This is a genomic window from Peptoniphilus duerdenii ATCC BAA-1640 (assembly GCF_000146345.1).
GTDB classification, from domain to species: domain Bacteria; phylum Bacillota; class Clostridia; order Tissierellales; family Peptoniphilaceae; genus Peptoniphilus_B; species Peptoniphilus_B duerdenii.
Genome location: NZ_GL397071.1, coordinates 2,096,317 through 2,106,333 on the forward strand (window position 1 = coordinate 2,096,317; position 10,017 = coordinate 2,106,333).

The 10,017-nt window shown below is 32.6% G+C and carries 10 protein-coding genes, 5 tRNA genes and 1 pseudogene; 8 read left to right on the forward strand and 8 right to left on the reverse strand.

Going from position 1 to position 10,017, the window contains the following annotated elements:
• The first annotated feature begins 368 nt into the window (after positions 1–368).
• The 6 genes from HMPREF9225_RS09520 (at position 369) to HMPREF9225_RS09545 (ending at position 5,356) form a co-directional block, all read left to right on the forward strand.
• Positions 369–776 (forward strand): helix-turn-helix domain-containing protein, encoded by a 408-nt coding sequence (locus HMPREF9225_RS09520; RefSeq protein WP_008902743.1) that lies wholly within the window; start codon positions 369–371, stop codon positions 774–776.
• Positions 769–1,314: an ImmA/IrrE family metallo-endopeptidase gene (locus HMPREF9225_RS09525; RefSeq protein WP_083773019.1), complete on the forward strand. Its 546-nt coding sequence runs from the start codon at positions 769–771 to the stop codon at positions 1,312–1,314. The genes HMPREF9225_RS09520 and HMPREF9225_RS09525 overlap by 8 nt, the downstream gene beginning before the upstream one ends.
• Positions 1,315–1,326: 12 nt before the next feature.
• Positions 1,327–2,739 carry a Y-family DNA polymerase gene (locus HMPREF9225_RS09530; RefSeq protein ID WP_040551508.1) on the forward strand — a complete coding sequence of 471 codons (1,413 nt, stop codon included), beginning with the start codon at positions 1,327–1,329 and terminating at the stop codon, positions 2,737–2,739.
• Entirely contained in the window at positions 2,736–3,083 is a 348-nt protein-coding gene (locus tag HMPREF9225_RS09535) for a hypothetical protein (protein ID WP_008902746.1), read from the forward strand. Before HMPREF9225_RS09530 ends, HMPREF9225_RS09535 begins: the two co-directional genes overlap by 4 nt.
• A gap of 2 nt (positions 3,084–3,085) precedes the next feature.
• Positions 3,086–3,379: a DUF5960 family protein gene (locus HMPREF9225_RS09540; protein WP_008902747.1), complete on the forward strand. Its 294-nt coding sequence runs from the start codon at positions 3,086–3,088 to the stop codon at positions 3,377–3,379.
• 546 nt (positions 3,380–3,925) lie between these two features.
• Positions 3,926–5,356, forward strand: coding sequence for a PucR family transcriptional regulator (locus HMPREF9225_RS09545; protein WP_008902748.1), 1,431 nt, complete (start codon positions 3,926–3,928; stop codon positions 5,354–5,356).
• Between the two features lie 91 nt (positions 5,357–5,447).
• On the opposite strand, the gene HMPREF9225_RS09550 is transcribed toward HMPREF9225_RS09545, so the two are convergent.
• The 3 genes from HMPREF9225_RS09550 to HMPREF9225_RS09560 form a co-directional block, all read right to left on the reverse strand.
• Positions 5,448–6,269: a nitrilase-related carbon-nitrogen hydrolase gene (locus tag HMPREF9225_RS09550; protein ID WP_008902749.1), complete on the reverse strand. Its 822-nt coding sequence runs from the start codon at positions 6,267–6,269 to the stop codon at positions 5,448–5,450.
• Entirely contained in the window at positions 6,262–7,500 is a 1,239-nt protein-coding gene (locus HMPREF9225_RS09555) for a cytosine permease (protein WP_141553752.1), read from the reverse strand. The genes HMPREF9225_RS09550 and HMPREF9225_RS09555 overlap by 8 nt, the downstream gene beginning before the upstream one ends.
• 126 nt (positions 7,501–7,626) lie before the next feature.
• On the reverse strand, positions 7,627–8,577 hold the full coding sequence (locus tag HMPREF9225_RS09560) for a DUF1177 domain-containing protein (RefSeq protein WP_008902751.1): 951 nt from the start codon (positions 8,575–8,577) through the stop codon (positions 7,627–7,629).
• Positions 8,578–8,839: 262 nt separating this feature from the next.
• Between HMPREF9225_RS09560 and HMPREF9225_RS09565 the strand changes: the two genes are divergently transcribed.
• Both HMPREF9225_RS09565 and HMPREF9225_RS10675 read left to right on the forward strand, forming a co-directional pair.
• Positions 8,840–9,157 carry a transposase gene (locus HMPREF9225_RS09565; protein WP_008902752.1) on the forward strand — a complete coding sequence of 106 codons (318 nt, stop codon included), beginning with the start codon at positions 8,840–8,842 and terminating at the stop codon, positions 9,155–9,157.
• Positions 9,158–9,179: 22 nt separating this feature from the next.
• Positions 9,180–9,296, forward strand: a pseudogene (locus tag HMPREF9225_RS10675) (transposase); the annotation flags it as partial.
• A gap of 221 nt (positions 9,297–9,517) precedes the next feature.
• Here HMPREF9225_RS10675 and HMPREF9225_RS09570 read toward each other — a convergent pair.
• The 5 genes from HMPREF9225_RS09570 to HMPREF9225_RS09590 form a co-directional block, all read right to left on the reverse strand.
• A tRNA-Ser gene (locus HMPREF9225_RS09570) sits at positions 9,518–9,606 on the reverse strand.
• A gap of 7 nt (positions 9,607–9,613) precedes the next feature.
• A tRNA-Lys gene (locus HMPREF9225_RS09575) sits at positions 9,614–9,689 on the reverse strand.
• 15 nt (positions 9,690–9,704) lie between these two features.
• A tRNA-Gln gene (locus tag HMPREF9225_RS09580) sits at positions 9,705–9,781 on the reverse strand.
• Positions 9,782–9,789: 8 nt separating this feature from the next.
• Positions 9,790–9,866, reverse strand: a tRNA-Arg gene (locus tag HMPREF9225_RS09585).
• A 5-nt stretch (positions 9,867–9,871) separates the two neighbouring features.
• A tRNA-Gly gene (locus HMPREF9225_RS09590) sits at positions 9,872–9,945 on the reverse strand.
• Positions 9,946–10,017: the final 72 nt, after the last annotated feature.

Consider the following 10,017-nt stretch of genomic DNA (forward strand, 5'->3'; position numbering starts at 1 on the left):
TATTTTCAATTGTTTTATCTGTCTAAATAAAAAATTTAGAATTATTTATCGAATTTTTATTTCAAAATACTCCAAGATTTTTAAAATAAAATTACCTTTATAATATATTATTTCTCCGAGAAATTCTTCTTATTTTCATTTCAATTTAAGTTTTACATTTTTAAACTATTTTGAAACGAAATAAATTTTATCTTACCAAACATTTTTATTTATTCTGACCTACTCTATTAAATTTCGTTGACTTAAAAATTTTTAAAGTTTATAATATAAGTACTTTAAGTTCTCATTTATATAAAAATACACTTTAAATATTATTTTTTATATTTTTTTAAGCGTTTATTGGAAGTTTAAGTTCTAAAGGAGGTATTATGAATTTCGGTAACAAAATCAAAAGTCTAAGAGAAGAGAAGGGTTTAACTCAAAAAGAACTTGCGGATATGCTTGGAACTTCTCTTAAAACAATAAGCAACTACGAAGTGAAGGGGACCCGCCCTCGCACCATGAAAAATTTTGAAAAACTGGCGGAGATCTTCGATGTCAATGTCAACTATCTCTTAACCGACGAGGAGTACTTCATCATGCAAGCAAGGGACACCTATGGATACAAAGGTGCAAAGGATGCACAGGATCTGGTGGAATCTATGAAGGGGCTCTTTGCCGGTGGTGAACTGCCAGAGGAAGATAAGGACGTGGTGTTTAAAGCTATTTCGGAAGCATATTGGGAATCAAAGCTAAAGAATAAAAAATATTCAAAGAAGACTGATGACAATGAGTAATAGATGGATTTATGAAAAGGTAAATGAGCTTGTCGAAAAGTACAAGACGAGAAATCCGGAGGAACTCGCGAAGGCTCTCGATATAAATATTAAGTATATGGATGAAACCAAGACTCTTCTTGGAATGTACCAGGTTATTTTGAAAAACAGATATATTTTCATTCCAAACAACTTGGGAAGTTTAAAAGACACTGTCCTCGCCCATGAAATTGGTCACGACCAACTCCACAGAGAAGAATCTCTAAAGGGAGTTACCTTTCACGAGAGCAGAGTCTTCAACCCGGTAAATGTTTTTGAAATCGAAGCAAATATTTTCGCCGCCCACCTGCTAATCCCTGACGATGATCTCTTAAAGATGATGGAGTATGCGGAAAGCGACAGAGATTTAGCGGTAGGGCTCGGTGTGGATATAAATCTGCTTAATCTCAAAATTTCTGAGCTTGTGAAGTTAAATATCATAGACCTTAAAAATATCTTCCCTGTCAGCCCAGATTCAGGATTTTTAAAGAAGTACAAACCGAGAAACGATCTAGATTAATTGGAGGTTGCCATGGGAATTATAGACTACTCAAGAGAACCCACTTCAGATATAGCTTTTGTAGATATGAAATCTTTCTACGCCAGTGTAGAATGTGTTGAAAGAGGTCTTCATCCACTCAAGACTTCCCTCTGCGTCATGAGCCGCTCCGACAATTCAAACGGCCTTATACTCGCAAGCTCTCCAGTGTTTAAAAAGGTCTTTGGCAAAGAAAATGTGGGAAGAAGCAGGGATCTTCCCTTCGATATAGAAACTCGAAAATTTAGTTTTGAAAAGGCAAGGCACCAAAATATTCCCATTACGAAGGATTATGTAAATTATATAGAGACCTGGGCGAAAAACACTCTTATAGTTCCGCCGAGGATGGCATTTTATATAGAGGAAAATCTAAAAATACAGAAGGTTTTTGAAAATTTTGCATCGGTGGATGAAATATATCCCTACTCCATCGACGAAGGATTTCTAGATCTCACCTCTTCTCTAAATTATTTTGTAAGAGATAGTGGACTTAGTCGTCGAGAAAAGTTGGATATCCTCTGTGCAAAGATTCAAAATGAAATCAGAAAAGAAACGGGCATCTTCTCCACCGTCGGCATGAGCAATTCAAATCCACTTCTTGCAAAACTTGCACTGGATAACGAAGCGAAGAAGACTCCGACCATGAGGGCTAACTGGTCCTACGAAGACGTGGAGAAAAAGGTGTGGAATATAGAAAATCTAACCGACTTTTGGGGCATCGGAAGTAGAACCGCAAAGAGACTAAACAAATTATTTATATACACCGTAAGAGATCTCGCGAAATCTGATCCAGATCGCCTGGCAAAAGAATTTGGCATCATGGGAGTACAGCTTTGGTTCCATGCAAACGGAGTTGACGAAAGTAATCTAAAAGAACCCTATATTCCAAAGTCAAAAGGCATCGGCAATTCCCAAGTCCTACCGAGAAATTACACGGACCAAAGAGAAATAGAAATCGTCCTATCAGAAATGGCAGAGCAGGTTGCAATCCGCCTTAGAAGAATAAAAAAGAAGGCAAACACCATCGCCATCTACATCGGATTTAGCTATGAAGAGAAGAAAAGATCCATAAATGTACAGAAGAAGATAAGACCATCTCAAAGTACAGAAGTTTTAACAAAAGAAGTCCTATCCCTCTTTAGAGAAAAATACGACGGCGGTGCAGTTAGAAATATTGGCATTCGCTATGACAATTTAACCAACGAAGACTACTGCATATTCACATTGTTTGAAGATGTAAAAAAAATAGAAAAAATGGAAAATTTAGACAAAGCCATCGATAAGATAAGAGATAAGTATGGCTACATGGCAATTCAAAAGGCGACCTCTCTTATGGAAGGCTCTCGTGCAAAAGAGAGAAGCACACTTATCGGTGGTCACTGCGGAGGTTTAGATGGAATAATATGATAGATAGAACATACTTGCCCTATGAATCAGCGCGAAAATACATGGATAGAGGCATGGTGAAATGGATGGGATTCTTCCTATCTGAACACACATCAGCTCTGACACAAGTTGGAGATAGGATCTACTTCACGGACAAATTTTCAAAAGAAGAAAAGTCTCTTCTCCTCACCCAAGTATTTTTAAATAGAAGTAGAATCTTTCTTGCAATAAGAGATGAAAAAATTCCTTACCTAGGACAAATCTATGATATAAATGGAGAAGAAATACTTTTAAAGACGGAAGATAAAATAATTAAGATAAGAGTTTTGGAAATAGTTGAGATCACACTGGCGGAGGGAGAATAAGAATGGATAGATTGGAGAAAAATATTTTTCAACTAGATTACTACAGCGAAAATTATACGAGATTTGAAAATGACTTCTATCGATATACACAGACGAATATCCCACTGACATTCTTAACAGACGATTTGGTGCAGATGATGGCGAAGACCGGCAGAAGCTACTTTAGATTAAATGCACAGAACGCAAAAGATAGAATGGACCATTACTTTGTATTTGAAATCGAAAACCCAAAGGAAAATAGCGAAGTTAAGCTTTATAAATACATGGGACACAAGTTCAGAATAGAAGAAAAATAAACCACCTTGGTAGTTAAACGAAGGTGGTTTTTGTTTTAATTTTTATTTTTGATAGGTTGTAAGATTAAATGCGACACAAATAAAAAATTAAGAAGAAAAGGTAAGTCTAGAAAAACAAAGAAACAAGAGGAAGATTCAATATAAGTACATCGATAAAAACATTAAAAAGAAATTGTTTTGGTATGAGAAATTTTGACTTGTTTAGAAAAAGAATTATGTTTTCATGTAAGTAGAGATTAGGAAACCGGGAAAATTTGCAAAACCCCTAGGGGTTTTATTTGCTATGCTTATTTTTAATAGTTTTTAATTAGCGTCTATGTGCCCATTTACATAAAGAAAGAGACTCGAGTTAACGAGCTTTCCCAACATTTGACCTAGAACCATTTAAAATGAAATAAAAATTTGATATGCTAGAAATATATTTATTATTAATCAAACTTAGAAGCTAAAAATAACAAGTATTAATATCTTAAAATTTAAAGTAAGATAATTATTTAGTATAATAATAAAAATACTTACAATTTTTATAAAATTAGAAAGGAAAAAATGAGAGATTATATTACAATAAAGGATTTATTAGAGAATGAATGCTTTGGTGACTGCAATTTAGTAGCAGGTATGAACGGCTTAAAAAATAAGGCTAAGGATATAGTTGTATTGGAAACACCAGATGGGGTTAGCTGGTTTCAAGGAAATGAAATAGTTTTAACAGCAGGCTATGCCTTTATAAATGAAAAGAAATATAAAGAAGAATTCATAAGGGATGCATATAAACACAAAGTAGCTGCAATATGTATAAAAATAGGAAGATATTTTGGTGAGATAGACAATAATTTATTAAATGATGCCGATAAATATGGTATTCCTTTGATAATTTTGAGAAAAGAGGCAACTTATTCTAAAATTGTTGGAAACTTCTATGAGTTTCTATTTAATATAAAGACAAATAACCTTATAGAGCAAAATTTAGCATACAATAAATTATTAAACCTAAATTCTAGAAATATAAAATTAGAAAAGATTTTAGAAGAGGTGACTAATTTAATAGGAATAAAAGTTGGGTACACGAGATTTTCGAATAATAATGAAAGTAACATTTTATATATACCAATAAAAACAACTGATAACTTGGGATACATCTATTTAGATAATGATGTTGAGCTTAATGAATTCCAAAAGAATTGTATAACTTATGCTTTATCGTTAATAAAAAATAAGCTATACCTAGAGCAAACATTTCTTTATAACATAAGTCAAAATCATAGAGTGATTACAAATATTTTATTACAAAATCAAAATCATAGCCAAAGCTTTTTAAATAGTGTTGTCTTTAATTTAAATTGGAAAAGCTCAGAATTCTATTGTGTGTATTTTAGGCAAAATGTGACAAAGAAGATAGCTAATTCAGATATAAGGAAATTTTTAGAATTTAAATTGAATAGTTATTTCTTATTTAATACGTATAAGGATGGGATGGCAATATTTTGCCATATTGAAAAGAATAAGTTAAAAAATACTCTCTCTGAATTAATAGAAAAACTAGATTCAGAAAATAAATATCTACAAATTGGAGTATCATACCTAAAAAAGAATTTTAAAGAAATTAATTTATCACTAGATGAGGCTGAAAAAATCTCAAAAATTGATAAAAGGACAATATGTTTTATTGAAGATTTCACTAAGGAAAAAATAATATTTGATTTGGTAGATACAGCGAATGGAAAAGAAATTGTCAATGATATAATTGGCAAGATTAAAGAATATGATTTTGCTCATAACACACAACTATATCCAACTTTTTGTTCATTTATATCTAACAATATGAGTAGGAAGGACACCGCAAAAGAGCTTTATATACACGCTGAAACATTAAGATATAGATTAAATAAAATAGAAGAAATAACAGACTATTGTTTTGAAAACAGCAAGGAGCTTATGATATTAATTTTATCAAAAGAAATTTCAGATATCCTATAGAAGCTATTTATAAGGATACATTTAAAGTTTAATATAATATTTAAAAAGCTTAACTTTCTAATTAGAAGGTTAAGCTTTAATAAAAATCTATTTATTTAATTTCAGTTATTTTTTCGTATATATGTGGCTTTCTATCTCTGAGATAAGATATTTGAGTCCTATATTTGTTTACTTCATCTAAGTCAATCTTTACAACTTCAACAGCTTCTTTATCTTTAGGTAATTCATGGATAATCTTTCCTCTTGGATTAGCCACCATAGATCTACCAAACATGTGAAGATTTTCCTCAATACCATATCTATTTACCCCAATAGTAAATAGTATGTTTTCGAGAGATCGTTGAGGGATATTCAAATCCCACATATCCTCATCTTCTATTCTCCATGCTGCAGGTACAAATATCATTTCTGCACCCTTTAACATTAAAGACCTAAATGACTCTGGGAATCCCATGTCATAGCAGATTGCAATTCCAAACTTTCCATATTTGCTATCAAAGACTGGATATTCATCTCCTTCTTTAAAATAAAGCCTATCTCTAAACCATAGGTGACTTTTAGCAAAGCTACCCATCTTGTTACCTTCATCATCAAAGACTATAGAAGAATTATAGACGATACCTGGGACTTCTCTGATTTCACCAAAAGATGCAATCAAGTAAACTTTATTTTCCTTAGCAGCTTCAGCCATTCTGTCATAAGTATAATTGAAATATTTAATACTTAACTCAGCAATTCTTTCTTGTAATATTTCTAAATTATATCCAGTTGCAAATAATTCTGGCAATACGACTATATTTGCTCCTTTATTTGCAGCATCTCTTATAAGATCAACAGCCTTTGAAACATTAGCTTCAACATCGCCTAAAATTGATTCAAATTGAATTATTCCAATATTAACATTTCTAGTCATTATTTCTTCCTTTCTTATTTAGCATTAACAAATAATACAATAAACCTCCAGCAATCATCGCATTTATAGGTGGAATAAAAAACTTATATTTATCTGTTACAAATGAAACAATAAATGCAAGCACCCAACAAATAATGGCGATAGTATTAGTACCTTCTCTATTTTTTAATGATCTATTATTTAAAATATAATAATCGACCCACATTATTCCAGCTATTCCAGATATAGTCATACTTAATAAACTTAAAAATTCTTGGAACTTGAATATAATTCCACTTGCAGCTATTGCTGTTCCTATTAAGCCTGCAATTATTGTGAGTGTTTCTCTTTTTAAGCTTGGAAAAACTGTTTTTAAGGCCAGACCACCTGAGTAAGCATTTGAAACGTTAGTAGACCAAGCTGCTAGAAGTAAAATTAAAAAGGCAATCCAGTTAAAACCAAGATTTTCTAAAACCTCTGTAATATCCCAAGAAGGAGAATCCATTGCTAATACACCTGCAGCAACCTGTTGAAAAATTGATATGAAGGCGAAGCCTATCACAGCAATTATAACAATATCCTTAATACTTCTAGTATATCTTAATTGGTCTGGAGAAATTATTGTTCCTACGATTACAACTCCAATAACTACATTCAGACCTTCTAAGATGGTCATTTCTGTTGCAGGAGTGTATGATAGAATTGATTCTATTCCATTTACAGACAAAGCTTTATACATTCCCCAAACCATCATAATAATTAACGGAGGTACGGCCAAATAATTGAACTTTGCCATAGCATTGAATCCTAAAACTGCAAAACACATCATTAACAAACCAAGAACAACAACAGACATTGTTAAATTTAAGCCTGGAAAAATTCTTAGTAGTGATAAACCTGCTACTCCAGCTTGAACTCCAAACCATCCAAAACTTGTAATAGCTAATATTAATGAAATAATCCACTTTCCACCTGTTGAGCCAAAGGTACTCTCTGCAAGCGAGTAAGTGTCTAGCCCCTCTCTCATTCCAATATTACCTTGGAGTATTAGTATTAAAACAAGCATCAAGTTTCCTATTACGGAGGTCACTAATAATTGTTTAAAACTCATACCAAGCACGAGAACGCCACCGACCATTAATTCTGAAATAGCAACATTACTTCCAAGAATATTAAACAATGGAGCTCTCCAACCAACTCGCTCGCTATCAGCTACTCTTTTTGATGAGAAACTTATACTATTTTTATCCATATACATTCTCCTTATATTATTTGTAAAACAAAAACTTCTGATAAATAATAAATTAGAAAAATATAAAACTACATAAGAGATAACTTATATACCATATCTAAGATTTATTATTTATTTTGTAAAATGTTACTTTAAACCTTCATTACCTTGAGTTTGTAATATTCTTAAACTACCATATTTTTGCTTAATAATTTCCCATTCATTTTTATCATAAAAAGAAATTCTATTTTCACCAAAATCTTTACAAACTTCTAACACGAACCTCGCACACTGTTCGACATCAAAAGGATGAGTGGAGCCAGTTGCGCAACCTGCAACAATAGACTCAGTAGTCACTGCTACTCCTACAACTGGAGCTGTAGTAGACGTTGATGGTTGCATTATACTATTAATATGAAATAGATTATTTCCATAAGGTGTAATATCTTGATTTGTAATTGGAAGCACCTTTGGAGAACTTCCAGTAGTTCTCTCCATAATATCTAACAAATCTTCAGAAACTCTTAAGATAAAACCTTCTTTAACAGTAGGGGATATAGCAAAGCCATTATGGCTAATAATTCTATTACCTTTTGTAGTATCTACAGATAAAATGGAGTCAAGATCACCCTTAACCTCCTCTTTGTTCATGGTAGACATATCTATAGGTGAATCCATAAAAGGAACAGGTTCATGAGGGATAGTTGGTGCGTCCGGACATATATGAGTTGAAATAACAACATCTCCTTTTAAAAAATCACCTTTATTATTCATATCTAAAATTTTTGCTGCAACTGCTAGCACTATCAATGCACCATCTCCGTCAGAAACAAAACCTGTAACCTCTGGTCTAGCACCAATACCACCAAGTCTTCCCAACACACCTAAAGTTGGAGCTTTACCACCTTTGATTTTTCCGTTTGTGCCAGGAATCATTATTCTAACTAAGTCAGTAGAGCCCTTTTCTGTTTTTAAAGTATTTATAGAAATGTCAACGTCAACATCTCTTATACCAACTAAATATTTTTTTATATCATGACCAGTTATTCGAGAACTATCAAGCAACTTATAAATTTCAATGATTTCCTTTAATAACATTTCTCCTCCTAAATAAAAATATAGATAAAAAGTTTCAAATAAGATATTGCAATAGTATTTAGAACTTACTAAAAGTATACAGAATATTATCTTAAAATAATATAGGAATAGTCATAAATTTAATTTTACCAATATATGAATTATCACAAAACCTAATTCAATATGATAAGTTGTAAAAATAAATGCGACACAAATAAAAATAAAAACTCATACTAACTTCGTGTAAAATGTTAATAACGACAAAACTAACACAGAGGTCAATATGAGCTATACACATCTTCTTAATGTATCTAAACACTCTATCATAGATATCTTACCATCAAGAGATAAGAACACATTGTATGAGTACTTTGAAAAGATACCAAACAAAGAAAGAAACGAAGTAAAATTCTTTGTAAGCGATATGTCTAAAACATTTAAGTCAGTTAAAAAAGCATTCTTTAAAAACGCAGTACATATCATAGATAGGTACCACTTCATAAGACAAGTATCCTGGGCATTAGAAAATGTTAGAAAGAAAATACAAAAGCATATATATCATCAAAGCTTAGGAAATATTTTAAAAGAAGTAAGAGTTTAATTACAAAACCTGTGATTACTCTTGGTCAAATGGACCTCTTGAAGGAATTCATACAAAGATAAAAACATTAAAAAGAAATTGTTTTGGTATGAGAAATTTTGACTTGTTTAGAAAAAGAATTATGTTTTCATGTAAGTAGAGATTAGGAAACCGGAAAAATTTGCAAAACCCCTAAGGGTTTTATTTGCTATGCTTATTTTTAGTGGTTTTTAGTTACTTTGGATTTGATATCTTAATTAGCGTATATGCGTTCTTTTTTACATAAAGAAAGAGACTCGAGTTAACGAGCCTCCACAATATTTGACATATATTCTAAATAATTACAATAAAAAAAGTTCGATCTAATTAAAAATCGAACTGTGGCGGAGAAGGTGGGATTCGAACCCACGTGGGCTTGCACCCTAACGGTTTTCAAGACCGCCCCGTTATGACCGCTTCGGTACCTCTCCAAAAAAATGGTGACCCATCGGAGATTCGAACTCCGGACACCTTGATTAAAAGTCAAGTGCTCTGCCGACTGAGCTAATGGATCACGATATAAAATTGTTGGCTGGGGCGGCAGGACTCGAACCTACGAAATGCCAGAGTCAAAGTCTGGTGCCTTACCGACTTGGCTACGCCCCACTGTTAATTGGTGCAGCTAGGAGGATTCGAACCCCCGGCACACGGATTAGAAGTCCGTTGCTCTATCCTACTGAGCTATAGCTGCATAATTGGAGCGGGTGAAGGGAATCGAACCCTCGCAACCAGCTTGGAAGGCTGGGGCTCTACCACTGAGCTACACCCGCAAGTAATTCACTTTATTATTATAATAAATATAGCTGCTAATTTCAAGTAGTTTTCTTAAATTTTATAAGTTT

What these genes read in the sequence shown, in the direction of transcription:
- HMPREF9225_RS09520 (WP_008902743.1), top strand. Translation starts at nt 369, where the DNA reads ATGAATTTCGGTAACAAAATCAAAAGTCTAAGAGAAGAGAAGGGTTTA.
- HMPREF9225_RS09525 (WP_083773019.1), top strand. Translation starts at nt 769, where the DNA reads ATGAGTAATAGATGGATTTATGAAAAGGTAAATGAGCTTGTCGAAAAG.
- HMPREF9225_RS09530 (WP_040551508.1), top strand. Translation starts at nt 1,327, where the DNA reads ATGGGAATTATAGACTACTCAAGAGAACCCACTTCAGATATAGCTTTT.
- HMPREF9225_RS09535 (WP_008902746.1), top strand. Translation starts at nt 2,736, where the DNA reads ATGATAGATAGAACATACTTGCCCTATGAATCAGCGCGAAAATACATG.
- HMPREF9225_RS09540 (WP_008902747.1), top strand. Translation starts at nt 3,086, where the DNA reads ATGGATAGATTGGAGAAAAATATTTTTCAACTAGATTACTACAGCGAA.
- HMPREF9225_RS09545 (WP_008902748.1), top strand. Translation starts at nt 3,926, where the DNA reads ATGAGAGATTATATTACAATAAAGGATTTATTAGAGAATGAATGCTTT.
- HMPREF9225_RS09550 (WP_008902749.1), bottom strand. Translation starts at nt 6,269, where the DNA reads ATGACTAGAAATGTTAATATTGGAATAATTCAATTTGAATCAATTTTA.
- HMPREF9225_RS09555 (WP_141553752.1), bottom strand. Translation starts at nt 7,500, where the DNA reads ATGGATAAAAATAGTATAAGTTTCTCATCAAAAAGAGTAGCTGATAGC.
- HMPREF9225_RS09560 (WP_008902751.1), bottom strand. Translation starts at nt 8,577, where the DNA reads ATGTTATTAAAGGAAATCATTGAAATTTATAAGTTGCTTGATAGTTCT.
- HMPREF9225_RS09565 (WP_008902752.1), top strand. Translation starts at nt 8,840, where the DNA reads ATGAGCTATACACATCTTCTTAATGTATCTAAACACTCTATCATAGAT.